Origin of the sequence: Baekduia sp., assembly GCF_035685985.1 — a bacterium.
GTDB lineage: Bacteria > Actinomycetota > Thermoleophilia > Solirubrobacterales > Solirubrobacteraceae > Baekduia.
On the sequence record NZ_DASRZV010000024.1, the window covers coordinates 126,001 to 149,540 of the forward strand.

The window sequence follows — 23,540 nt, forward strand, 5'->3', positions numbered from 1 at the left end:
CGGACTGCAGCAGCAGGCCGTCGCCGAGGACCACCGGCGAGGAGGAGCCGAGGTCGAGGTCCTGCCGCTCGTCGCGGTCGGCGTCCAGTTGCGGTTCAGGTCCAGCGTCTCGGGGTCGAGGCGCAGGACCGAGTCCGACCGGTCGCCCTTGCCGTCGAACGGGCCGTGTAGGTCCACAGCAGCTTCGCGCGGTCGAGGTCGACGGCGACGGTGATCCCGTAGATCGTCGTGCCGAAGGCGACATCGCGCGTCGCGCCGGCGACGCGGACATTGCGCAGCACGATCGGCGACGAGTCCACGGTCCCCGGCAGCCGCACGACGGCCTTGCGCAGGCGCGGCAGGTCGGCGGCGGTGACGCCGGTGGCCCGGTCGGTCGCGTTGGGCCGCGTGGGCGTGAGGCCGAACATCGGCCAGTCGGGACCGGGCGCGTTCGCGTTCGCGGTCCCGGTCGGCGTGGTCGCCGTGGGCGTGGCGCGGTGGTGGCCGCAGCCGGCGCCGAGGGCGGCGAGGGCGACCAGGCCGGTCGCGGCGAGCGTGGCGTGAAGGCGGCGACCGTGCGTCATGCGAGGTCCGCGGACCCGGCCGGTGGGCGACGAGCCCGAGGACGCCGATCATAGAGCCGCCGGCCGGCGACCCGTCGCGCCGGAACGACCGCGGGGCGCCGTTCTCAGGCGCCCCGCGGTACCGCTCACGACGAGGACGGGCTACGCGCGCGTCGCCAGCGTCGTCTTCGTCGAGCTCGTGCGGCCGTCGGCCGCCGTAAAGACGACCGTCAGCGTCACGTTCAACCGCTTCAGCTTCGCGGCGCGCTTGCGCGCGGCGGCCGAGAGCTTCAGCGACACCTGGGTCTTGGCGTTGGCCTTCACCTTGGTCGTCGACAGGGCCAGGCGCGTGGACTTCAGCCCGAGGCGCTTGGCGTCGGCGCGGGACACCGTGGCGGTGACCTTCACCGAGCCGGCCGCCGGCGCGACGATCGTGGCGCGGATCGCCTTGCGCGACAGGACCGTCGCCAGCTTCTGGCGGTGGGCCAGCATCATCGACGGCGCGGCCAAGGCCGGCGCCTTGGCCTGCTCGGCCGGCGGGGCCGGCGCCGGGGCCGGCGCCGGCGCCGGCGCAGGGACCGTGGCGGGCGGCGTCGTCGTGATCTTGTCCGGCCCGCCGGAGCCGCCCGGCGTCTGGCCGCCCGGCGTGCCGGCGCCGTCGTTGTCGCCGCCGTCGTCGTCGTCCGACGCGTCGGCGCGCACCGTGATCGTGAAGTGCTTCGTCGTCACCCACCCGAGCGTGTCCTTGGAGGACACGTCGATCGTGTAGCTCCCCGCCTCGGCGTAGGTGTGCGCCGGGTGCTCGCCGACCACCGGGCCGGTGCCGTCGCCGAAGTCCCACTCGGTCTCGTCGACGCCGTTGAACGCGTCGACCGGGCGGACCGAGAACGAGGACACCTCGTCGCCGACGGTGGCGTGGTCGGGGACGTTCAGGTCCCGGAGGTCCGGGCCGGAGCGATCCTGGAACGTCGCGGCGATGACGTTGTTGATGGTGTCCATGTAGACGGCCGCCGCGGAGCCGCGACCGTCGCCGCCGACCGCGACGTTGCTGCCCGTGGCGCCGGACCCCGAGATCGACGCCGCCGCCGCGAAGGGGTTGCCCGGCGTCGACAGCGCCGCCATGAACGGGGCGCCGGTCGTGGCGCCCTGGTAGCCCACGGTCGAGAGCCCGCCGGCGCCCGCCGCGGCGCCGGGCACGTCGCTGACCGACTTGCCGAGCGTCTGGTCGGCCGACCACGTGCCGTCCGTGTCGCGTCGCGCGACGTGCATCTGGTTGCCCGCGCCGCCGGTGTCGGCCTGCGGCCAGGCGGCGACCGCGGAGCCGTCCGGAGCGATGTCGAGCGCTGCCTGGTAGTAGCTGAGGGCGCCGTCGACGGAGAGCTTGCGCGGCGCGGTCCACGTGTCGTCGCCGTCGAGCGAGCGCACGAACTGGCCCGTGATCGGGACGTTGACGTAGGAGAAGGTGACGTCGTCGTCGCCGCCGGTGGCGAGGGTGATGCCGCCGCCGCGGCCGAGGTCGGTGACCGGCGACCACGTCGCGTCGCGCAGCGTCGAGGACTTCAGGTTGCCGTTCTCCTGCCAGACCGCGACGGCCGTGCCGTCGCGTCGCAGGACGACGTCGCTCTGGTCGACCATGCCCGCGGTCGTGGCGACGAGCATCGGGGCGCCCCAGCTGCCGTCGGCCGCGCGGATCGCCGCGTGCAGGGTGGAGTCGTCGCTCTCGTACCAGAGCGCGATCGCGCGGCCGTCGGCGCCGAGCGCGATCACCGGCCCGATGGCGGAGACGCCGGCGGGCGAGAGCGCGACGGGCGCGCCCCAGGCGCCGCCGGCGGTGCGGGAGGCGGTGTAGGCGCGGTACGGGCTGCGCGTCGTGAAGGGCGGGGTGCCCGACTCGGTGTACTCGGTCCAGATCGCGATGGCGCCGTCGTCGGTCGACGACGTGACGACCTGGTAGCCGCCGACGACGCTCGCGCCGGGGTTCGACAGCGGCTCGGCCGTCGACCAGGCGCCGCCCGCCGGGTGGCTCTGGACGACGAGGTCGCCGGCGGTGAAGTCCTTGACGAGGGCGGTCACGTCGCCGCCGGCGCCCATCGACAGCGTCGGGTACTGGCTGATGTGCCCGGGCACGCCGAGCGCGACCGGCGCGGTCCAGTTGTCGGGCGTCATCGGGTCGGCGTCGGCGATCGACGCGGCGACGGTGGGGAGGAAGACGGCGGTCATGGCGACCGCGAGCGCGCTTCGGCGCATGGAGTACATCACCAACTTGGTTTGGGGAACAGAGGCGGCCTACCGTTGTTCGGCCGGTCAGGCGGGTTCTGAACGACCCGTTGCGGGGGTCTGGACGCTCGGACGGCCCGCCGCTGCGGGGCCGTCCGAGCGCGGACGGGTGCGCGCCGGCGGGCGCCGGCGCGCGCTGTTCCGCTAGCGGGCGACCATCGTGCTGGTCGTCGTGACCGTGCGACCGTCGGCGGCGCGGTAGGTCGCCTTCAGCGTGACCTTCGCCGAGCGCCGCCGGGCGAGCTTGGCGCGCGTGGCGGCCGAGAGCTTCACGGACACCTTGGTCGCCGTGCCGCCGCGGACCGCCAGCGCCTTCGTCGCGGCCAGGCGCTTGCCGCCCAGCGTCGCGGTGATCGTCACCGTGCCGTCGGCCGGCGCGGTGTAGACCGTGCGGATCGCGCGACGGGCCAGCAGCGTCCGCAGACGCAGCGTGTGCGCGTGCAGCAGCCGCGCGCGGCCGAGCGGCGCGAGAGCGGGGGCGCCCGGCGCGGGTGCGGGCGTCCCGGTGCCCGGGGCGGGCGTGGTCGTGGTGGTGGCGGGCGTGGTCGTGGTCGGCCCGTCGTCCTGGCCGGCGCCGCCGTCGCTGCCGCCGTCGCCGCCCGCGTTGCCGCCGCTGTCGCCCGCGCCGCCGCCCGCCGGGGCGGCGACGACGGTCACGTCGCGGGTCTCGGACCGCTCGTTGCCCGCCCGGTCGTAGGCGGTGACCGTCACCGTGAACTCCCCGGCGTGCGCGTAGACGTGCGTCGGCGCGTCGCCGACGACCGGCCCGGTGTGGTCGCCGAAGTCCCACACGAGACGGTCGACGCCCGACCACGTGTCGGTCGCCGTCGCGCCGAACGTCGCCTCGACGCCGGCGGTCAGCAGGATCGGCACGGACACGTCGCCGACGGCCGGCAGCGTGCGGTCGTCGAGCGCCCAGGCCGCGCGGTCGTCGGTCGTCCAGCCGACCAGCAGCGTGCCGTCGGCCGCGCCCACGGCGGTGACGTCGGCGGCGTGGCCGGCGATCCGCTCCTGGCCCGTCCACCCGCCGGCGGTGTGGCGCGTCACGTACAGGTCGCCGGCGTCGTCGGTCGTCAGCGCGGCCGACTCGCCGCCGGGCCGCGCGACCGCGGCGCCCTGGGCGACGCCGCCGACGATCGGGACCGGGGTCGCCCACGTGCCCGCGTCGTCGCGCGTGGCGGCGTAGCTGCGGTCGCCGGCGGGGCCGTCCTCGCCCCACACGGCCAGCGCCGTGCCGTCGGACGCCACGCTCAGCGCCGGCGGGTGGTAGCCGGAGCCGCTGCCGGACTTCAGCGTCTGGGTCGGGCCGAACCCGGCGAAGCCGCCGGCGAAGGCGGTCTGCTCGCCGAGCGACGGAGCGCTCCACAGCGCGGTCACGCCGCCGCCGGCGTCGGCGGCGAGCTGGATCCGGGTCGCCCCCGACGCGTCGCCCAGCACGGCCTCGTTGATCAGCCCGTAGCCGGTGTAGAAGCCCGCGTGGGTGTGGTGGGCGTCGGCCCAGACGACCCACGTGATGCCGGTGTCGGTGGCGATGGCCGACGTCGTGGCGATCGGATCGCCGGAGCCCGTGGACAGCGCGGTCGGCGCGCCCCAGGAGTCGCTGTCCCAGTAGGCGCCGTACAGCGTGGAGCCCTCGGCCCAGGTGACGTACGCGTGGCCGTGCGCGCCGAGCGCGACGGCCGGGGAGGTCGCGCCCGCGTCGGGCGCGGTCACCGGCGTCGTGGTCCAGTCGCCGTCGACGTCGCGCATCGCGACGAGCAGCCGGCTGCCGCCCTCGGTCCAGGCCGCGATCGCGCGGCCGTCGGACGCGGTGGCGGAGACGAGGCCGCCGACCGTCGCGCCGGGCGTCGAGAGCTGCTCGGGCGCCGTGAACGCGGACGCGTCCTCGGCCTTGCGCTCGGCGACGACGCCGTCGTCGGCGTCGGTGTAGACGGCGGTCGCCGAGTTGTCGGCGGCGAGCGAGAGCTGCGGCCGGGAGGCCGTGTGCGAGGCGGCGCTGAGGTAGTCGGGGCCCAGCCAGTCGGCGGAGGCCGTGGCGGCGGAGGAGAGGGTCAGGGTCGTGGTCGCGGCAGCGACCAGGAGCGCGCGGCGTCGGCGCATGGGAAGGCGTTCACTCACTTCGTGACGGGGAGCAGGGATCGGACCCGGTGGTCGGCCGCGCGACGCCGCGGGACGCACCGGTCGGTCTTGAGGCTGACGCGCGCGGGGCCGGGAGCGTCCCGCCGAGGACTGGCCACCACGGCCTCGGGACGGGTGTAGTGTCGGCCGATGTCCCGCTCGTCCCGTCTGGTCGCGGTGGTCGCCGCGCTCGCGCTCGTGCTCTCGGTCGCCGCCGCCACCACCGCGTCGGCGAAGGTCCGGACCGGTCCCGCCGGCCTGGCGTTCTACACGCCGCCCAAGCCGCTGCCGGGCCACCGCCACGGCGACGCGATCTGGGCGAAGGCCGCGCACGGCGGCGTGGTCGTGCCGGGCTCGTCGGCGACCGAGTTGGTGCTCTACCGCTCCCAGGACGCGCACGGCGCCAACGTGCCGGTCTCGGGCGTGATCTCGATCCCGAAGGGCAGGGCGCCGCGCGGCGGCTGGCCGGTGATCACCTGGGCGCACGGCACGACCGGGATCGCGGACGCCTGCGCGCCGTCGCGCGACGACGGCCGGCCCGCGCACGCCTACAACTCCTACGTCTACCCGTTGTTGTCGTCCTGGCTGAAGGCCGGGTACGCAGTCGTGCGGACCGACTACGAGGGCCTCGGCACGCCCTACGACCACCAGTACCTCAACGGCCGCGCCGAGGGCAGCGGCGTGCTGGACATCGTGCGCGCCGCGCGGCAGGTCGACCCGCGGCTGAGCAAGAACATCATCATCTCCGGGCACTCGCAGGGCGGCCACGCGGCGCTGTTCGCCGCGGCGCTGGCGTCGAGGTACACGCCCGAGTTGAAGGTCAAGGGGACGGTCGCGTTCGCGCCCGCGTCGCACCTCGACGAGCAGATCCCGCTGACGACCGGGCTGACGACGCCCAACCCCGGGCTCAGCGCGCTGATCGCGACGATCGGCTACGGCCTCCACGCCGCCTACCCCGACCGCGTCGACCTCGCGAGCTTCCTCAGCCCCGAAGGCGTGCAGCTCGCGTTGAAGACGCAGAGCACGTGCCTGTCGCAGCTGACCGCCGACGCGCAGGGCGTCGCGCCCGCGGCGCTGTTTCAGCCCGGCGCGGACCTCGGGCCGATCGCCCGGCTCCTGGACCTCAACGACCCGTCGCACCTGGTCATCCGGACGCCGGTGCTGCTCGAGCAGGGGACGGCCGACACGACGGTCTTCCCGGTCTTCACCGACCAGCTCGCCTCCGAGCTGCGCCACAACGGCACCGACGGGCGCCTGTACTACCGCAAGCTCGACGGCGTCGACCACGGCGGGATCGTCGTCGCCGGGGCCAAGCCCGCGACGACGTGGATCGAGCAGCGCCTGCCGGGCTAGGGCGGTCGCTCAGCCGGCCGCGGTGACCCGCAGCACTTCCTCGGGCGACGTGAGCCCGAGCAGGACCTTGCGCTGGCCGTCCTCGCGCAGGCGCTTCATGCCCTTGCGCACGGCGACGGCGGCGATCTCGTCGGCCGACGAGCGGCGCAGGATCAGCGAGCGCAGCTCCTCGTCGAGGACCAACACCTCGAAGATCCCGACGCGGCCGCGGTAGCCGGTCTGGTTGCAGCGGTCGCAACCGCCGGGGTTGAAGATCTCGACGTCGCCCTCGACGTCGAAGCCGTGGTCGCGCATGACCGACGCCGCGACGGTCACCGGCTTCTTGCAGTCGTCGCAGAGCTTGCGCGCCAGCCGCTGGGCGACGACGCAGTCGATCGCCGAGGACAGCAGGAACGGCTCGACGCCCATGTCCAGCAGGCGCGAGACCGCGTTGGGCGCGTCGCGCGTGTGCAGCGTGGAGAGCACGAGGTGGCCGGTCAGCGCCGCCTCGACCGCGATGTGCGCGGTCTCCCCGTCGCGGATCTCGCCGACCATGATGATGTCGGGGTCGGCGCGCATGATGGCCTTCAGGCCGCCGGCGAACGTCATCTTCGCCTTGGCGTTGATGGCCATCTGCTTGACGCCGTCCATCCGGTACTCGACCGGGTCCTCGACGGTCACGATCGTGCGCGTGCCGTTGTTGACGTGGTCGAGGCACGAGTACAAGGTGGTGGACTTGCCCGAGCCCGTCGGGCCGGTGACGAGCACGCCGCCATAGGGGCGCGCCATCGCCTCCTCGACGTCGAGCCGGTCGTCCTCGAGCATGCCGATCTGCTCCAGGCCGACGGGGGCGCTGGAGGAGTCCAGGATGCGGGCCACGACCGCCTCGCCGTAGACCGTCGGCAGCGTGACGATGCGCAGGTCGATCTCGTGGCCGTCGATCAGCAGCGACACGCGGCCGTCCTGCGGCGTGCGGCGCTCGGCGATGTCCAGCGAGGCCATCACCTTGAGTCGGGAGACGACGCCGACCGACATGCGGCGCGGGATCTGCACGGCCTGGTCGAGCATCCCGTCCACGCGGTAGACCACGTGCATGTCCTCCGAGGACGGGTCGAAGTGGATGTCCGAGGCGCCGCGGCGGATCGCGCGCTTGAGGACCGAGTTGACCAGCTTGATGATCGGCGCCTGGTCGTCGGCGCCGAGGTCGGTGACCTCGTTGGCGGGCGCCGTGAGGTCCATCTCGCCGTCGCCGGCGTCGCCGCCCTCGTCGGAGAGGTCCGGGAGGTCGTTGCCGAGCTTGACGCTGAGGCGGTGGATGTCGTCGTAGGCCGCGACGACCGGCCGGACCGCCATGCCGGTGATCATCGTGACGTCGTCGATGGCCAGCATGTTGGCCGGGTCGGCCATCGCCAGCAGGAGCTGCCCGTCGCCGTCCTGGCCGACCGGGATCGCGTCGTAGCGACGCACGAAGCTCGGGTCGACCAGCCGCGCCAGGTCGGTGTCGATCTTGAAGATCGCCAGGTCGACGCGCTCGATGCCGAACCGCTCGGCGAGCACCCGCGCGAGCTGCTGCGGGGTGAGGACGCCGTCCTCGATCAGCACGCGGCCGGTGAGCCGACCGCTCTCGCGGGCGTGCATCACCGCGCGCTCGACGTCCGCCTCCTTCGCGAACCCCAGCTCGACGACGACCTGGCCGATGAGGCGCGTCGAACGACCGCGCGACAGCGGCGCGATCAGGCCGGGGACGTCGGAGACCGGCGGATGATGGTCCGGGATCGCCGGGGACGTCGTGCTGGCGGGGCGAGATGCGGGAGGCGGGACCGACACACCCGGTAGGTCGGCCGCTTCGCGCGCGGGTCCAGCGCATGGACGGATGTTGGGTCCGGGGCCGGACGCGCGCCGCTCAGCCGCGCCCGCGGTGCCGGGAGATCCCGAAGTAGCGGTCGGCGACCGGCAGGCCGGCCTCCAGCAGCGCGCGCTCGGCCTCGTCCTGCTGGTCGGTGGAGACGTCGTGGGCGAACGTCACGCCCGGGTAGTAGTCGAGCACCAGCGCGCGGACCTCGCTCCAGTCCGACGGGTCGGGCAGGCGCTCCAGCTCGTCGGCCAGCCCGAGCAGCGCGACCGTGCCGCGGACGAGCGTCGTCAGCTCGCCCGAGGCGGGGCGGCGGCGGGCGATGAGGTCGGAGCAGACCTGCTCGGCGAGCTTGGCGCGCCAGAGCGGCAGCGCGTCTTCGGTGAGGATCCGGCGCGGCAGGCGCCATTCGCCCGACGCCCACCAGCGCGGCGCGACGAGCGCGCCGTCGGGGGCGATCGCGCAGCACAGGCGCGGCGCGACGCGCGTGCGCAGGTGCTCGGCGCGCTCGGAGGCGGCCACGCGCGCGAGGTGCTCGGCGGTGGTGGGGCGGTCCCGGTCGGCCAGCAGCACGCGCACGGCGGCGGTGGGCAGCGGCACGCCGAACTCGGCGACGAGGTCGTCGATCTCGGCCGCGATGGCTCCGGCGCGTCGTGCTCGTCGCATTGGCGTAGAGCTTAACGTAGAGCTACTGGACGGCGGGAACGCCTGAGAACGCTGGGGATCTCGGGATCGAACCCCACCGGACGACACGTCGAGGTGCGGGTTCGCTACGCTCTTCCGGCCGGAACGGGGTCCCTCGCCATGGGCGAGCATCCCGGTCCGATTGCGATTCCCTACAATCGTCCGTCGCCGTGCGCCCTATCGCACGGCTTCACTCACGCCGTGAAGACCTACGTCGCCAACTCAGAAAACCGCGAGCGCAACTGGCTCGTCGTCGACGCCACCGGGCAGACGCTCGGCCGCCTCGCGACGCAGATCGCCGACGCTCTGCGCGGCAAGCGCAAGCCCGAGTACACCCCCCACGTGGACACCGGCGACTTCGTCGTCGTCATCAACGCGGAGAAGATCTCGGTCAGCGGCAACAAGCGCGCCGAGAAGCGCTACTACCGCCACTCCGGCTACCCGGGCGGGATCAAGTCCCGCACGCTCGAGGAGATGCTCGAGCGCCGGCCGGAGGAGGTCATCCGCCTGGCGGTGAAGGGCATGCTGCCCCGCAACCGCCTCGCCCGCAAGCAGCTCACGAAGCTGAAGGTCTACGCCGGCCCGGAGCATCCGCACGCCGCGCAGCAGCCCCAGCCCCTGGAGATCAACTCTTAGGCATGTCCGACCAGACGCCGCAGGACCCGCAGGACGAGCAGGCCGCCGAGGAGCAGCTTCAGGCTGCCGGCGGCATCCCCGACGAGCCCGTCGTCGAGGCTGACGTCGAGTCGATCGAGGCCGCCGACGAGGCGCCCGCCGAGGCCGACGCCGAGGCCGACGCCGCTCCGGCCGAGGAGGCCGCCGAGGCCCCCGCCGCCGAGGAGGCCCCGGCCCCCTCCGCCGAGGCCGCCGACGACGAGGAGTACGAGGAGCCCAAGCCGCGCGAGAAGCCGGCCATCCCGGGCGCCGACCTCGAGGTCGACATCGTCCTGGAGAGCGAGGACCGCCCGCGCTACTCCGAGGACGAGGACCCGGACGCCGAGGAGACCGTCGCCGAGGGCGACGAGGACGACGTCGTCGAGGAGGAGCCGATCACGGCTCAGATCCAGCTGGCCGAGGACGCGCGCTACCGCGCGACCGGCAAGCGCAAGACGGCGATCGCCCGCGTCATCCTCAAGCCGGGCACCGGCAACTACCTCATCAACGGCCGCACGCTGGATGAGTTCTTCCCGCGCGCCACGCTGCAGCGCACGATCCGCCAGCCCCTGGAGACGGTGGGCTACGAGGACCGCATGGACGTCATCGCCCGCATGCACGGCGGCGGCGTCTCGGCCCAGGCGGGCGCCCTGCGCCACGGCATCTCGCGCGCGCTGCTGGAGGCCGACCCCAACCTGCGCACCGAGCTCAAGCGCCGCGGCTTCCTGACGCGCGACGCGCGTGCCAAGGAGCGCAAGAAGGCCGGCCTGAAGAAGGCCCGCAAGCGGCCGCAGTTCTCCAAGCGCTAGGGCGCCTGGGTTGGCGACGCCGAGCCGCCGGCTCTTCGGAACCGACGGCGTTCGCGGCGTCGCCGGAGAGGTCCTCACCGCGGAGCTCGCTCTGGCACTGGGCCGTGCTGTCACGGCCCAGTCGCCCGCCGAGCGTCCGCGAGTGCTGGTCATCCGCGACACGCGGGAGTCCGGCGAGATGTTGGAGGCCGCGCTGGCGGCGGGCATCACGTCCGCCGGCGGCGACGTCCTGCTCGGCGGCGTCCTGCCGACGCCGGCCGCGCCGCTGCTGATCGGCCGCTACGGGTTCGACCTGGCGGCCGTCATCAGCGCGTCGCACAACCCGTTCGCCGACAACGGCATCAAGTTCTTCGGCCCCGACGGCTTCAAGCTGTCGGACGCCGACGAGGCCGCGATCGAGACGGTGCTGGCCGAGCACGCGGAGACCGCGTCGTCCGGCGCGGGCGGGGGCCGGGCCATCGGCCGCGTGCGCCAGCAGCACGGCACGCTGGAGGACTACCTGCGCGAGCTGCGGACGCGGTTCAGCGGGCTGGACCTCGGCGCGGTCGACGTCGTCCTGGACTGCGCGCACGGCGCGACCTACCGCGCCGCGCCGGAGATCTTCCGCCGCCTGGGCGCGAAGGTGACGGTCCTGGCCGACGAGCCCGACGGGCGCAACATCAACGCGGGCTGCGGCTCCACGCACCTCGACGCGCTGATCGCCGCCGTCCGCGAGGGCGGCCACGACGTCGGCTTCGCCTTCGACGGCGACGGCGACCGCGTGCTGGCCGTCGACCGCCACGGCGTCGTCGTCGACGGCGACGAGCTGATCGCGCTGGCCGCGGTCTCGATGCGCGACTCGGGCCGGCTGGCCGGCGGCGTCGCGGTGACCGTCATGACCAACTACGGCTTCCACGCGGGCATGCGCGAGGCCGGCATCGACGTCGCGATCACCAGCGTCGGCGACCGCTACGTCCTGGAGGAGCTGCGCTCGCGCGGCTGGTCGCTGGGCGGCGAGCAGTCCGGCCACATCATCGACATGGGCTTCGTCCCGTCGGGCGACGGCATCGCCAGCGCGCTGCTGACGCTGGAGGCCCTGCGCGGCGGCGACCTCGCCGATCGCGCCGCGATGGAGAAGCTGCCCCAGAAGCTCGTCAACGTGCCGGTCGCCGACCGCGACGCGGCGATGGACAGCGCGGCGCTGGCCGAGGCGATCGCGCGCGAGAGCGAGGCGCTGGAGGGGCGCGGCCGCGTGCTCGTGCGCCCGTCGGGCACCGAGCAGCTGGTGCGCGTGATGGTCGAGGCGCCCTCGCAGGACGAGACCGACGGCGTCTGCGCACGGCTCGTCGAGATCGTCGAGGCGCTGCCCGCGCGGGTGTAGGAAGGCACCCCACGGGTCCCCGCCGTCCGGCCAGGGCGGCAGGAACCCGCGTTGGTACCCTCGAAGGACGACCCTCCGACGGGCGGCTCGAGCCCGATCGGCCCCGCCCCATCCCACCGAGATCCCGAAGGAGGCGCCCATGTGTGGCATCGTCGGCTACGTCGGCCAGCGTTCCGCGCAGGACATCCTGCTCGCCGGCCTGCAGAAGCTCGAGTACCGCGGCTACGACTCCGCCGGGATCTCCGTCATCACGGGCGCCGACGCGATCGAGTCGGTGCGCGCGGTCGGCAACCTCGCCAACCTGAAGGCCGCGATCGCCGCCGACGAGGCGCTGCGCGCGCCGTCGGAGGGCGGCGTGGCCACGGCGACGATGCCCGACGACGACGACGACGCCGCCGCCGACGCCGACCACCCGGCCACGACCGGCATCGGCCACACGCGCTGGGCCACCCACGGGCGCGTCAACGAGGACAACGCCCACCCGCACTTCGACACGACCAACCGCGTGCACGTGGTCGTCAACGGGATCGTCGAGAACTACCTGGCGTTGAAGAACCGCCTCGCCGACATGGGCGCGCGGTTCACGTCGGAGACCGACGCCGAGGTCATCGCGCACCTCGTCTCCCACCATCTCGCCGCCGGCTCGTTGACCGACGCCGTGCGCGCCGCCTACGCCGAGCTGGAGGGCCACTTCGCGTTCGTCGCGATGGCCCTCGACGAGCCCGGCGTCCTGGTCGGCGCCCGCAAGGAGTGCCCGCTGATCGTCGGGCGCGGCGAGGGCGAGACGTTCCTGGCCTCCGCGATCCCCGCGTTCCTCGCGTACACGCGCAAGGTCCAGTACATCGAGAACGGCGAGCTGGTCGTCGTCACGCCGTCGGGCACGACGTTCCTCACGCCGGAGGGCGACGAGCTGGACCGCGACGTCGTCGAGATCGACTGGGACGAGGAGACCGCCGAGAAGGGCGGCTACGAGACCTTCATGTTGAAGGAGATCCACGAGCAGGCCGACGCGGTGGCGGAGACGATCGCCGACCGCACCGTCCGCGCCGACGGGGTCGACCTGGCCGAGGAGGCCTCCTTCGACGAGTCGCTGCTGCAGGGCGTCAACCGCATCGTCGTCGTCGCCTGCGGCACCTCGTACCACGCGGGCCTGATCGGCCGCTACGCGATCGAGGAGTGGGCGCGCCTCCCGGTCGAGATGGACATCGCCTCGGAGTACCGCTACCGCAACCCGGTGGTCGGCCCGAACGACCTCGTGGTCGGCATCACGCAGTCGGGCGAGACCGCCGACACGCTGGCCGCGATGCGCCTCGCGCGCGAGCGCGGCGCGAAGGTCGTGGCGGTGACCAACGTGATGGGGTCGCAGGCCACGCGCGACGCCGATGGCGTCCTCTACACGCGCGCGGGGCTGGAGATCGGCGTCGCGGCGACCAAGACGTTCCTCTGCCAGGTCGCGGTCATGTACCTGCTGGCGCTGCGCCTGGCCGAGCTGCGCGGCACGCTGGACGCGGAGGCCCGCACGCGGCTGATCGGCGAGCTCAAGCGCGTCCCGCACGAGATCGACGCGTTGTTGAAGTCCTTGGATCTCGCGGACGTGGCCCAGCAGCATCACGCCCGCGAGTTCTTCCTGTACCTGGGGCGCCACGTCGGGCTGCCGGTCGCGCTGGAGGGCGCGCTGAAGCTCAAGGAGATCTCCTACATCCCGACCGACGCCTACGCGGCGGGCGAGATGAAGCACGGCCCGATCGCGCTGCTGGACGAGTCGACGCCGGTCGTCTGCATCGCCACCGACTCGCCGATCCTCGACAAGGTGGTGTCCAACGTCCAGGAGGTGCGCGCCCGCGGCGCCCACGTCGTGGCGATCGCCTCCGAGGGCAACATCGAGATCGGGGAGCACGCCGAGGAGGTCGTCCGGATCCCGGCGATGGACTGGATGCTCCAGCCGCTGCTGGCCGTCGTCCCGCTGCAGTTGCTGGCTTACCACATCGCCCGCCTGCGCGGGCTCAACGTGGACCAGCCGCGCAACCTGGCCAAGACGGTCACCGTCGAGTAGCTGCACGCCGCCTCCCCGCGCCTGACGCCACCCGACGGAGCTTGACGGGCCGGCGCCCGCCGGCGCTCGCCGTGCGGCGTCAGCCACGAGGATCCGGGGCGCAGCCACTCGCCGGATGGTCGAGTGAGTACGCTCGGCGTCGCATGAGCGGCGTCGGCCTGGACCTCCTGGAGATCGAGCGGCTGGAGCGCGCGCTGGCGCGGCGGCCGTCGCTGGCCGCGCGGCTGTTCACGGACGCCGAGCGCGCGTACGCGGAGGGCAAGGCGCGGCCGGGGCAGCACCTGGCCGCCCGGTTCTGCGCCAAGGAGGCGGTGGCCAAGGCCTTGGGGTTGGAGGCGTGGTCGTGGCGGGACATCGAGGTCGTCGCGCCGCCCGGCGGCGGGGCGCCGCGCGTGGTGCTGCACGGCGCGCTGGCGGAGCGCGACGTCGCGATCGACGTGTCGCTGACGCACTCGCGGGGAACCGCAGGAGCCGTGGCGGTCGTGAGGTGAGCATGGAGCCGTTGCTGGACGTCGAGCAGCTGCGCGCGAGCGACGCGTGGGCGATCGAGGAGCGCGGCATGCCCGGGATCGACCTCATGGAGCGCGCGGCCGAGGGCCTGCGGGGCGTGGTCGAGGACGTGGCGCCGGAGGGCCGCGTGGTCGTGGTCTGCGGCGGCGGCAACAACGGCGGCGACGGCTACGCGGTCGCGCGGCTGCTGCGCGAGCGGGGGCGCGAGGTCCACGTGCTGTGGACGAGCGCGCCCGAGACGCTGAAGGGCGACGCGGGGACCAACGCGCGGCGCCTCGGCGGCGAGGGCGTGGAGCGCTTCGCGCCACAGGCGCTGGACGGCGCGGCGGTGGTCGTGGACGCGATCCTCGGCACCGGCTTCCGGGGCGCGCCGCGCGAGGACGCCGCGCACGCGATCGAGGCGATCGACGACGCCGGCGTCCCGGTCGTCGCCTGCGACGTGCCCAGCGGGGTGGAGGCGTCGACCGGCGCGGTGCGGGGGCCGGCGATCCGCGCGGTGGCGACCGCGACGTTCCACGCGGCGCTGCCCGGGCTGTGGATCGCGCCCGGCAAGCAGCGCGCGGGGGAGGTGACGGTCGTCGACATCGGGATCCCGAGCGAGGACCCCGGCTACCCCGTCGAGCCCCGCATGTGGCTGATCGACCACGACAGCTTGCGGACCTACCCGCGCCGCGGGGCCGAGTCCACCAAGTTCGCCTCCGGTCACGTCCTGGTCGCGGGCGGCTCGCGCGGCCTGACCGGCGCGCCGTGCCTGGCCTCGACGGCCGCGATGCGCGCGGGTGCGGGCTACGTGACCGTGTGCGTCCCGGCCGCGTTGAACGACATCTTCGAGATCAAGCTGACCGAGGTGATGAGCGTCCCGCTGCCCGACGACGGCGCCGGCGGCCACACCAAGGCCGGCGTCGACGGCGTGCTGGAGAAGGCCGAGCGCGGCGGCGCGCTCGTGCTCGGCCCGGGCCTGGGGCGGACCGACGACGCGTTCGCGTTCGCGCGCAGGCTGGCGCGCAAGGCGACGGTCGCGCTCGTGCTCGACGCCGACGGGCTCAACGCCCACGCGGGCAAGCGGCTGGCGGAGCTGGCGGCGCGCGACGCGCCCACGATCCTGACGCCGCACGCCGGCGAGCTGGCGCGGCTGTTGGACACCGACTCGGCCGCGGTCGAGCGCCACCGCCTCGAGCACGCGCGGCGCGCGGCGGCGACCTCGGGCGCGATCGTCGTCCTCAAGGGCGACGACACGATCGTCGCCGAGCCCGACGGCCGCGTCGGCGTCTCGCGCGGCGGCTCGCCCGCGCTGGCCACCGCCGGCACCGGCGACGTCCTCTCCGGCGTGCTCGGCGCGTTCCTGGCCCGCGGCATGGAGCCCTTCGACGCCGCCTGCGCCGCCGTCTTCGCCCACGCCGAGGCGGGCCGTCGCGCCGCCGCCGCGCTGCGCGGGCCCGACGGCGTGATCGCCGGCGACGTGGCGCGAGAGCTGGCGAGCACCCTCGAATAGAGTCCCGGGCGGATGCTTGCCGCCCACACCGTCGCCCCGTTGCCCGCGCAGGACATGCCGGCGCCGCCGTCCGCCCTCGAGACGCCGGTGGGGGGCTGAGCGCGCGTGGCGGTTCGCGCGCTGGCCAAGGTCAACCTGGGCGCCGTCGAGCGCAACGTCGCGCGGCTCGCGCGCGAGGCCCCGAACTCCGCGGTCTGCGCGGTCGTCAAGGCCGACGGCTACGGCCACGGGATGGTCCCGTGCGCGCGCGCCGCGCTGGCGGGCGGCGCGACGTGGCTGGCCGTCGCCACCGCGCTGGAGGCGCGCGACCTGCGCGCCGGGCTCGGTGAGGACGCCCGCATCCTGATCCTCGGCGCGCTCAGCGACGAGGAGCTGCCGATCGCGCTGGACGCCGACGTGGACATCAGCGTCTGGACGATCGACCGCGCGCGGGAGCTGGCCGCCGGCGACCGTCCGGCGCGCGTGCACGTCAAGTACGACTCGGGCCTCGGCCGGCTCGGGACGCGCTGTGCCGAGGAGGCCGCCGCGGTGGTCGCCGCGGTCGACGCCGCCGAGCATCTGGAGCTGGTGGGCGTCTGGACCCACTTCGCGACCGCCGACGAGCGCGGCGACGGCTTCTTCGGCGAGCAGCTCGCGCGCTTCAAGGCGTGGGCCGAGCCGCTGCGCGCCGACCATCCCGGCGTCCTGCTGCACGCCGCCAACTCCGCGGCGATGCTGCGCGACGCCGCCTCGCACTTCGACCTCGTCCGCCCGGGCGTCGCGATCTACGGCCTGGACCCGTTCGGCGAGGACCCGGCCGCGCGCGAGCTGGAGCCCGCGCTGGAGCTGTCGTCCTACGTCGCCGCGCTGAAGACCGCGCGGCCGGGCGACAGCGCCGGGTACGGCCGCCGCTGGGTCGCGTCCCGGGAGACGCTCGTGGCGACCGTCCCGATCGGCTACGGCGACGGCTACCGGCGCGCGCTGACCAACAAGGGCATGGCCTTGCTCCACGGGCGCAAGATCCCGCTGATCGGGACCGTGTCGATGGACAACGTGACGTTCGACGTCGGCGAGCAGGGCCTCGGCGCGGCGCTGGGCGACGACGTCGTCCTGATCGGCGCGCAGGGCGCCGAGCAGATCACCGCCGAGGACCTCGCCGCGCTGATCGACACCATCAACTACGAGATCACCACCGGCTTGACCGCGCGGGTGCCGCGGCTGCACCACCGCGACGGCGTGGTCGAGGGGAGCGACCGGGGGTGAGCGACGCGGCGCTCGACGCCGTCGCCGCCGCCCTGGGCGGCGAGCGCGCCTGGATCGTGGGCGGCGCGCTGCGCGACGAGCGGCTCGGGCGCGCGGTCGCCGACGTGGACGTCGCGCTGCCCGCCGACGCGGTCCGCGGCGCGGCGCGCGCGCTGGGCCGGGCGGTCCGCGGGCCCGCGTTCGAGCTGTCGGGCGAGTTCGGCGCCTGGCGCGTCATCGGCCCGGACCGCGCCTGGCAGGTCGACCTCGCGCCGCTGCAGGGCGAGACGATCGAGGACGACCTGGCGCGCCGGGACTTCACGGTCAACGCGATGGCGCGCGCGGTCGGGGACCCCGGCGGGCTCGTCGATCCGCACGGCGGCGCGCGCGACCTCGACGAGCGGCGCCTGCGCATGGTCGCGCCGGGCGCCTTCGACGACGACCCGCTGCGCGTGCTGCGGCTGGCGCGGTTCGCCTCCGAGCTGCCGCTGACGCCGGACGTCGAGACCGTCGACGCCGCGGCGCGGCGGGCGCCGCGGATCGAGGAGGTCGCCGCCGAGCGCGTCTTCGCCGAGCTCAAGCGCGTGGTCGCCGCCGACCGGGTGCTGGACGGGTTGGAGCTGATGACGACGCTGCGCCTGACGCCGCACGTCCTGCCCGAGCTGACCGCGCTGCGCGGCGTCGAGCAGAACCGCTACCACCACCTCGACGTCCACGACCACACGATCCAGGTGCTGGCCGAGACCGTCGCGCTGGAGCTGTCGCCCGAGGCGATCCTCGGCGATGCCGAGCTGAGCGAGCGCCTGCGCACGTACCTGGCCGAGCCGTTCTCCGACGAGATCTCGCGCGGGACCGCGCTGCGCCTCGGCGCGCTGCTGCACGACGCGGCCAAGCCCGACACCCAGGCCTTCCACGACGACGGCAGCGTCCTCGGCTTCCCCGGCCACGCCGACCTCGGCGCCGACATGGCCCGCGCGACGCTGACCCGGCTGAAGGCCTCCGAGAAGCTCCGGGCCCACGTCGCGCTGCTGGCCCGCCACCACCTCGGGCTCGGCTACCTGGTGCACAAGGCGCCGCTCGACCGCCGGACGATCTGGGAGTACCTGGTCCGGACCGCGCCGGTCGAGGTCGACGTCTCCCTGCTGTCGATCGCCGACCGGCTGGCGACACGCGGCCGCAAGGCCGAGGAGGCGATCGCCAAGCACCTCGACATCGCCCGCGCGGTGCTGCCGCGCGCGCTGGACTTCGCGACCTGGCGGGCCCAGCCGCCGCTGGTGCGCGGCAACGAGCTGGCGCGCGCGCTGGGCATCTCGCCGGGCCCGCGGATCGGGGAGTTGTTGCAGGAGATCGACGCCGCGCGCTACGCGGGCGAGGTGGCCGACGCGGAGCAGGCGGTGGCGCTGGCGCGGAGGCTGGAGGGCGGCTGAGGGTTGGCGGTTGGTCGGGGCTTGGTCCGGGTGCTGCTTGCGCTTGTGGCGCTGGCGCGCTGGGCCGGGGTGGTGCCGCGCACGCTGGTGGCCAAGCTCACCGAGGGGGAACGAGCTGTTGTGGCGTGGCCGGCGCCGGTGGTGTGGCTCGGCGTTGGTGGGGCGGGTGCTTCGGGGTGTTCGTTCCGGGACCGGGCGGGCGGTTCGGGCGCGAACTGTCGATGCGGGTCGCGTGGTGCGCATATGGCAGTCATTAGGCGACCCGGATCTTTTGGTCGATGCGTCGCCTGAGGCTTCGGGCCCGAACGGCCCGCCCGCGGGCCGGCGCCGGCATCCCGCGCCGCCCGGACCACGAGCGTCCAGCCGCACCGCCGGCGCCGGCCGCGCCACAACAGCTCGTTCCCCCTCGGTGAGCTTGGCCACCAGCGCCCGCGGCACCACCCAACGCCCGGCGCGCCAGCGCCACCACGCCCGCAGCACCACCGCGGAGCGCCACCAGCCCCTCAGCCCAGCGGTTCCCCCGACCGCGCGATCGTCTCCATGACGATCTCCACCGCGCCGGCCACCGTGTCGTAGTGCACGCGATCCGGCGTGTCGGTCGGCCAGTGGTAGTTCGAGGGCACGAGGTGCTCGGAGACCGAGCCGATCGACGCGGCCTGGTAGCCGCGGCGCAGGGGCACCAGGCCGTCGGTCGCGAACGTGAAGCGCATGCCGCGCCGCAGCGCGACGCCGGCCCCGCGGGCGGCGGCGGCGACGCGCTCCTTCATCGCCGAGGGGTACTCGTACATCCGCAGGAAGCCCTCGCCCTCGATCAGCACCAGCTCGGGCGAGCCGACGGTGTCCAGGGAGAGGAACGAGGCGCTGTCCGGCTGCAGCTGGCTGCCGAAGTAGCGGCGGGCGAAGGCGAGCATGCCCTCCTGGTTGGCCTCCTCGGCGCCGGCCGAGAGCAGGATCACGCGGACGTCGTCGGGCAGCTCGACCGGGCCGTCGGGCCCGTCGCCGCCGAGCCGGCGCGCGACCTCCAGCAGCACCGCGACGCCCGAGAGGTTGTCGTTGGCGCCGGGGACGACCGGCTCGTGGATCATGTGGCGCATCACGCCCGCGGTGCCCGCGGCGAAGAGCGTGCCGACCGCGACGGTCTTGCGGTGGTGGGTCGCCGCGCCGACGGCCACGGCCGCCGGGCCGCCGAAGACCAGGCCCATGAGGGGCGGCCAGCGGTCGGTCTTCTCCATCAGCGCGGTCTTCTCGGCGACGAACCGCGTGACGGTCTGGTCGAAGATGAACGACGTGCGCGCCGCGTCGTGGTGGGCGTGGACGACGAACGTGTGCCGCGCGTCGGCCGGGCCGAACTCCGCGATCACGTTGGTGGTGGTCTGGCGCTTGAGGAAGCGGCGCAGCGTGCGCTTGCGCCCGCCGGTGAGGTCCTGCCACAGGCCGGCCGCGGCGACCGTCGCCGCGACGCCGCCGACCAGGCGGCGGCCGCCGAGGACGGCGATCCCGCCGAGCGCGCCGACCACGTTCAGGATCCCCAGCGGCGTGAAGTACGTGCCGTGGACCAGCTCCTCGTCGACGCGCACGCGCGCGGCGCCCGCCTCGGTCATGCGGTCCGCGATCCACGCCGCGGCCGCGGCCTCGCCAGGGGAGCAGGGCAGCCGGTCCAGCGCGGCGAGGTGGGCCACGTCGGCGTGCAGCGCGGCCTCGATCGGGGTCGTCGACATCCATGCCCCAGCGTACTGAGGGATGCGATGGATAAGGTCCACAGCCATGTCCGCCACCGATCCCGACTGCCTCTTCTGCAAGATCGTCGCCGGCGAGATCCCCGCGACGATCGTGGCGAGCGACGAACGCACGGTCACGTTCATGGACATCAACCCGGCCACGCGCGGCCATGCGCTGGTCGTGCCGCGCACGCACGCGCGCGACCTGCTGGAGATCGATCCCGAGGACCTCGCCGCTGTTGCCCGGGCCGGGCAGCGCCTGGCGAAGGTCGCCAAGACGACGCTCGAGGCCGACGGGATCAACCTCATCAACTCGTGCGGCTCGCTGGCCTGGCAGACCGTCTTCCACTTCCACCTGCACGTGATCCCGCGCTACGAGGGCGACCCGCTGAAGCTGCCGTGGGTCCCCGAGGCGGGCGACCTGGACAAGATCGCCGCCACCGGCGCCGAGTTGAAGGAGCACTACGCGTGAGCGACGTGGTCAAGCTGGAGCAGGACGGGCCGCTGGCGGTCATCACCTTCGACTCGCCCCCGCTGAACCTCTTCGACGACGCGGTCTTCGAGGGCTTCGACCGGGCCGTCCGCGCCGTCGCCGCCGACCCGCCGCGCGGCCTGCTGATCCGCGCCGAGGGCAAGGTCGTCAGCGGCGGGGTGGACGTCGGCAAGGTCTTCGACGGGATGTCGCCCGAGGCCGGCGGGCAGCTGTGGGACGACCTGCTCGACACGATCCACGTGCTCGACGAGCTACCGCTGCCGACGGTCTTCGCCGCGCACGGCCTGTGCCTGACGGCCGCCTTCGAGATCGCGCTGGCCTGCGACGTGCTGCTGGCGTCCGAGCGCGCGAGGTTCGGCCTGGTGGAGATCGTCGTGGGGCTGACGCCGTCGATGGGCGGCCCGCAGCGGCTGGCCGAGCGCGCGGGCCCCAACCGCGCCAAGGAGCTGATCTTCACCGGAGAGCTGTTCGACGCCGCGACGATGGAGCGCTGGGGCGTCGTCAACCGCCTGTACGCGCCGGACGCCTTCGAGGCCGAGTCGCGCGCGTTCGCCCAGAAGGTCGCCAACGGGCCGACCAAGGCGCACGCGGCGACCAAGCGCCTGGTCGCCGCGCAGAAGGAGGGCGGCGCGCGCGCCGCGGACGCGATCGTCGCCGAGGTGAGCGGGCCGCTGTTCGCCACCGAGGACCTCCAGAACGCGGTCCGCTCGTTCCTGACCGACGGCCCCGGCAAGGCGACCTACGAGGGCCGATGAGCCGCCGCCGGATCGGCGTCCCGCTCGCGGCGCTGGCAGCGGCCGGCGCGCTGGCCGTGCCCGCGCTCGCGGCCGCGCCGCCGTCGCCGTCGCCGTCGCCGAAGCCGATCGTCCAGAAGGACGCCGCGGGCGACGTCAGCGGCAAGCTCGACCTGCGCCAGGTCGTGCTGGCGCGCGGGACCGACGGGCGGATCCGGGTGTCGTTGACGCTCGCGAGCGCCTGGGACGGCGACGACCTGCTCAGCGACGACGGTCCGCCCGGCTCGCTGTGCCTGAAGCTGTGGACCGCGTCCCCGGCCAACCTGGACGCGACGCCGGACCACCTCGTCTGCGTGACCGCGCAGGCCGACGGCGACCTGCGCGGCTCGATCCTCAAGGCGCGCGCCAACCAGCTGCCGGCGCGCGTCGGCTCGGCGACGATCACGCGGCCGTCGACGCGGACGGTGACGATCCGCTTCTCGCAGACGGCGATCGGCAAGCCCGCGGCCGTCGAGCTGCAGGCCGAGACCACGCGCGCCGGATGCACGCGCGCGAGCTGCATCGACCGCTCGCCCGAGCAGGGCGCCGCGCTGGTGCTGACGTTGAGGAAGGACAAGTCGTGAGCGCCGCCGTCGACCCTGCCGAGCCCTGGAAGCTGAGCGTCGCCGACGCCGTCCTGGACGCCGACGAGCTGGACCCGACGACGGTCCTGGCGGGCGACCCGGCGACGTCCTCCAAGGAGCTGTGGACGTCGCACGACGGCACCGTGCAGCACGGGATCTGGCAGCTCACGCCGGGGACGGTCACCGACGTCGAGGCCGACGAGCTGTTCGTGGTCCTGTCCGGGAGCGCGACGATCGCCTTCGAGGACGGCCCGGTGCTGGAGGTCGGCCCGGGCGACGTCGTCAAGCTGCCCGAGGGCGCGCGCACGGTGTGGACCGTGCACGAGACGCTGCGCAAGATCTACGCGATCGTCTCCTGAGCCGCCGCCACGGCCTGCGCGTCGCGGGGCGCCGCCGTCACGTGCTCGTGCGCCCAGCCCAGCAGCGCGATCGCGGCCAGGCCGAGGCCGAGCGCGCTGACCGCGCCCCAGCCGCCCGCGCTCCAGGCCAGCGACGCGCCCGCGCTGCCCAGCGCGCCGAAGGTGAAGTTCGACGTCATGTACGCCGTCGTGACGCGGCTGCGCGCGTCCGGCGCCAGCGTGTAGATCGTGTTCTGGTTGAGGATGTGCTGGCCCTGGATGCCGAGGTCCAGCACGATGATCCCGGCGATCAGCAGCGCGACCGAGCGGTCGCCCAGCGCCAACAGCGCCCAGGCGGCGGCGATCGTGACCAGGAACAGGCCGGTGGCCGTGTGGGTGTGGCCGCGGTCGGCGAGGCGGCCCGCGCCCTGCGCGGTGACCGCGCCCGCCAGGCCCGCGAGGCCGAAGAGCCCGATCGTCCCCTCGCCGTAGTGGAACGGCGCGCCGGAGAGCAGGAACGCGATCGCGGTCCACAGCACGCTGAAGGACGCCATCCCGGCCGCGCCGTAGAGCATGCGCCGGCGCAGCAGCGGCTCGTCGCGGACGAGCGCGACGACCGAGCGCAGCGCGGCGCGGTAGGGCAGGTCGGTCGCGGGCGGGGTCGGAGGCAGCGCGCGGCGGAGCACCACGGCGATGACGACCATCACGGCCGCGCCGAGGAAGAAGACCGTGCGCCACGAGGTGGCCGCGGCGATCAGGCCCGACGCGGTGCGCGCGAGCAGGATCCCGAGCAGCAGGCCGCTCATGACGTTGCCGACGACCTTGCCGCGCTCGTGGTCGGCGGCGAGCGTGCCCGCCAGCGGGACGAGCACCTGCGCGACGACCGCGGTCACGCCGACGATCCCGATCGCCACCGCGAGGACGGCGAACGACGGCGCGAGGCCCGCGACGACCATCCCGGCGGCGGTGACCAGCAGCAGGCGCCAGACCATCCGGCGGCGGTCGACCAGGTCCCCGAGCGGGACCAGCAGGACCAGGCCGGCCGCGTAGCCGACCTGCGAGGCGGTGACCAGCAGGCCCGCCGCGCCCGACGAGACGCCGAGGTCGCGCGCGATCACGTCCAGCAGCGGCTGGGCGTAGTAGAGGTTGGCGACGGCCGCGCCGCAGGCGATCGCCAGCAGGAGGACCAGCCGCCGGTCGAGGGCGCGGGGGGAGGAGACGGCGATGTCTGCAGGGTAGATGGTCGTCGCGGGCCGACCGTCGGGGCTCTGACGGCGCCCGCGCTGGGCGCGTCCGCCCGCAA

The 23,540-nt window shown here is 74.5% G+C and carries 20 protein-coding genes; 13 read left to right on the forward strand and 7 right to left on the reverse strand.

Annotated features, from left to right (window positions below; translation table 11 throughout):
* Window positions 1–95: 95 nt before the first annotated feature.
* From VFG42_RS13010 to VFG42_RS13020, 3 genes are all read right to left on the reverse strand, one after another.
* The gene (locus VFG42_RS13010; protein ID WP_324909058.1) at window positions 96–563 is read right to left on the reverse strand and encodes a hypothetical protein; all 468 of its coding nucleotides are present in this window, start codon (window positions 561–563) and stop codon (window positions 96–98) included.
* 141 nt (window positions 564–704) lie between these two features.
* On the reverse strand, window positions 705–2,762 hold the full coding sequence (locus VFG42_RS13015; RefSeq protein WP_324909060.1) for a PKD domain-containing protein: 2,058 nt from the start codon (window positions 2,760–2,762) through the stop codon (window positions 705–707).
* A 201-nt stretch (window positions 2,763–2,963) separates the two neighbouring features.
* On the reverse strand, window positions 2,964–4,919 hold the full coding sequence (locus tag VFG42_RS13020) for a PKD domain-containing protein (RefSeq protein WP_324909062.1): 1,956 nt from the start codon (window positions 4,917–4,919) through the stop codon (window positions 2,964–2,966).
* 168 nt (window positions 4,920–5,087) lie between these two features.
* Here VFG42_RS13020 and VFG42_RS13025 point away from each other — a divergent pair, with 168 nt between their 5' ends.
* Entirely contained in the window at window positions 5,088–6,290 is a 1,203-nt protein-coding gene (locus tag VFG42_RS13025) for a lipase family protein (RefSeq protein WP_324909064.1), read from the forward strand.
* A gap of 9 nt (window positions 6,291–6,299) precedes the next feature.
* On the opposite strand, the gene VFG42_RS13030 is transcribed toward VFG42_RS13025, so the two are convergent.
* Both VFG42_RS13030 and VFG42_RS13035 read right to left on the reverse strand, forming a co-directional pair.
* Window positions 6,300–8,096: a GspE/PulE family protein gene (locus VFG42_RS13030; protein WP_324909066.1), complete on the reverse strand. Its 1,797-nt coding sequence runs from the start codon at window positions 8,094–8,096 to the stop codon at window positions 6,300–6,302.
* 76 nt (window positions 8,097–8,172) lie between these two features.
* Window positions 8,173–8,787, reverse strand: coding sequence for a hypothetical protein (locus VFG42_RS13035; RefSeq protein ID WP_324909068.1), 615 nt, complete (start codon window positions 8,785–8,787; stop codon window positions 8,173–8,175).
* A gap of 219 nt (window positions 8,788–9,006) precedes the next feature.
* On the opposite strand from VFG42_RS13035, the gene rplM reads away from it, so the two are divergent.
* The 8 genes from rplM to VFG42_RS13075 all read left to right on the forward strand — a co-directional run bounded on the left by rplM (window position 9,007) and on the right by VFG42_RS13075 (window position 18,331).
* Window positions 9,007–9,441 carry a 50S ribosomal protein L13 gene (rplM, locus tag VFG42_RS13040; RefSeq protein ID WP_324909070.1) on the forward strand — a complete coding sequence of 145 codons (435 nt, stop codon included), beginning with the start codon at window positions 9,007–9,009 and terminating at the stop codon, window positions 9,439–9,441.
* 2 nt (window positions 9,442–9,443) lie between these two features.
* Window positions 9,444–10,268 (forward strand): 30S ribosomal protein S9, encoded by an 825-nt coding sequence (rpsI, locus tag VFG42_RS27430; protein WP_349260414.1) that lies wholly within the window; start codon window positions 9,444–9,446, stop codon window positions 10,266–10,268.
* A 10-nt stretch (window positions 10,269–10,278) separates the two neighbouring features.
* Window positions 10,279–11,628: a phosphoglucosamine mutase gene (gene glmM, locus VFG42_RS13050; protein ID WP_324909072.1), complete on the forward strand. Its 1,350-nt coding sequence runs from the start codon at window positions 10,279–10,281 to the stop codon at window positions 11,626–11,628.
* Window positions 11,629–11,767: 139 nt separating this feature from the next.
* A complete protein-coding gene (glmS, locus tag VFG42_RS13055) occupies window positions 11,768–13,681 on the forward strand; it encodes a glutamine--fructose-6-phosphate transaminase (isomerizing) (protein ID WP_324909074.1) in 1,914 nt (637 codons plus the stop codon).
* A 143-nt stretch (window positions 13,682–13,824) separates the two neighbouring features.
* Window positions 13,825–14,172 carry a holo-ACP synthase gene (locus VFG42_RS13060; protein WP_324909076.1) on the forward strand — a complete coding sequence of 116 codons (348 nt, stop codon included), beginning with the start codon at window positions 13,825–13,827 and terminating at the stop codon, window positions 14,170–14,172.
* 2 nt (window positions 14,173–14,174) lie between these two features.
* Window positions 14,175–15,683, forward strand: coding sequence for an NAD(P)H-hydrate dehydratase (locus VFG42_RS13065; RefSeq protein WP_324909078.1), 1,509 nt, complete (start codon window positions 14,175–14,177; stop codon window positions 15,681–15,683).
* A 105-nt stretch (window positions 15,684–15,788) separates the two neighbouring features.
* Window positions 15,789–16,925 carry an alanine racemase gene (alr, locus tag VFG42_RS13070; protein WP_324909080.1) on the forward strand — a complete coding sequence of 379 codons (1,137 nt, stop codon included), beginning with the start codon at window positions 15,789–15,791 and terminating at the stop codon, window positions 16,923–16,925.
* Window positions 16,922–18,331, forward strand: coding sequence for an HD domain-containing protein (locus tag VFG42_RS13075; RefSeq protein WP_324909082.1), 1,410 nt, complete (start codon window positions 16,922–16,924; stop codon window positions 18,329–18,331). Before alr ends, VFG42_RS13075 begins: the two co-directional genes overlap by 4 nt.
* A gap of 503 nt (window positions 18,332–18,834) precedes the next feature.
* On the opposite strand, the gene VFG42_RS13080 is transcribed toward VFG42_RS13075, so the two are convergent.
* The gene (locus VFG42_RS13080; RefSeq protein WP_324909084.1) at window positions 18,835–20,049 is read right to left on the reverse strand and encodes a M28 family peptidase; all 1,215 of its coding nucleotides are present in this window, start codon (window positions 20,047–20,049) and stop codon (window positions 18,835–18,837) included.
* Between the two features lie 46 nt (window positions 20,050–20,095).
* Between VFG42_RS13080 and VFG42_RS13085 the strand changes: the two genes are divergently transcribed.
* The 4 genes from VFG42_RS13085 to VFG42_RS13100 are packed head-to-tail and all read left to right on the forward strand — an operon-like array spanning window position 20,096 to window position 22,258.
* Window positions 20,096–20,521: an HIT family protein gene (locus VFG42_RS13085; protein ID WP_324909086.1), complete on the forward strand. Its 426-nt coding sequence runs from the start codon at window positions 20,096–20,098 to the stop codon at window positions 20,519–20,521.
* Complete coding sequence (locus VFG42_RS13090) at window positions 20,518–21,297, forward strand: enoyl-CoA hydratase/isomerase family protein (RefSeq protein ID WP_324909088.1); 780 nt, start codon at window positions 20,518–20,520, stop codon at window positions 21,295–21,297. Before VFG42_RS13085 ends, VFG42_RS13090 begins: the two co-directional genes overlap by 4 nt.
* A complete protein-coding gene (locus tag VFG42_RS13095; RefSeq protein ID WP_324909090.1) occupies window positions 21,294–21,899 on the forward strand; it encodes a hypothetical protein in 606 nt (201 codons plus the stop codon). Before VFG42_RS13090 ends, VFG42_RS13095 begins: the two co-directional genes overlap by 4 nt.
* A complete protein-coding gene (locus VFG42_RS13100; RefSeq protein WP_324909092.1) occupies window positions 21,896–22,258 on the forward strand; it encodes a cupin domain-containing protein in 363 nt (120 codons plus the stop codon). Before VFG42_RS13095 ends, VFG42_RS13100 begins: the two co-directional genes overlap by 4 nt.
* Here VFG42_RS13100 and VFG42_RS13105 read toward each other — a convergent pair.
* A complete protein-coding gene (locus VFG42_RS13105; RefSeq protein ID WP_324909667.1) occupies window positions 22,240–23,478 on the reverse strand; it encodes an MFS transporter in 1,239 nt (412 codons plus the stop codon). The genes VFG42_RS13100 and VFG42_RS13105 overlap by 19 nt on opposite strands.
* Window positions 23,479–23,540 lie beyond the last annotated feature (62 nt).

Excerpts from the sequence above, each read along its gene's own strand:
- VFG42_RS13010 (WP_324909058.1), bottom strand. The coding sequence starts at position 563 with ATGACGCACGGTCGCCGCCTTCACGCCACGCTCGCCGCGACCGGCCTG.
- VFG42_RS13015 (WP_324909060.1), bottom strand. The coding sequence starts at position 2,762 with ATGACCGCCGTCTTCCTCCCCACCGTCGCCGCGTCGATCGCCGACGCC.
- VFG42_RS13020 (WP_324909062.1), bottom strand. The coding sequence starts at position 4,919 with ATGCGCCGACGCCGCGCGCTCCTGGTCGCTGCCGCGACCACGACCCTG.
- VFG42_RS13025 (WP_324909064.1), top strand. The coding sequence starts at position 5,088 with ATGTCCCGCTCGTCCCGTCTGGTCGCGGTGGTCGCCGCGCTCGCGCTC.
- VFG42_RS13035 (WP_324909068.1), bottom strand. The coding sequence starts at position 8,787 with ATGCGACGAGCACGACGCGCCGGAGCCATCGCGGCCGAGATCGACGAC.
- rpsI (WP_349260414.1), top strand. The coding sequence starts at position 9,444 with ATGTCCGACCAGACGCCGCAGGACCCGCAGGACGAGCAGGCCGCCGAG.
- glmS (WP_324909074.1), top strand. The coding sequence starts at position 11,768 with ATGTGTGGCATCGTCGGCTACGTCGGCCAGCGTTCCGCGCAGGACATC.
- VFG42_RS13060 (WP_324909076.1), top strand. The coding sequence starts at position 13,825 with ATGAGCGGCGTCGGCCTGGACCTCCTGGAGATCGAGCGGCTGGAGCGC.
- VFG42_RS13065 (WP_324909078.1), top strand. The coding sequence starts at position 14,175 with ATGGAGCCGTTGCTGGACGTCGAGCAGCTGCGCGCGAGCGACGCGTGG.
- VFG42_RS13080 (WP_324909084.1), bottom strand. The coding sequence starts at position 20,049 with ATGTCGACGACCCCGATCGAGGCCGCGCTGCACGCCGACGTGGCCCAC.
- VFG42_RS13085 (WP_324909086.1), top strand. The coding sequence starts at position 20,096 with ATGTCCGCCACCGATCCCGACTGCCTCTTCTGCAAGATCGTCGCCGGC.
- VFG42_RS13095 (WP_324909090.1), top strand. The coding sequence starts at position 21,294 with ATGAGCCGCCGCCGGATCGGCGTCCCGCTCGCGGCGCTGGCAGCGGCC.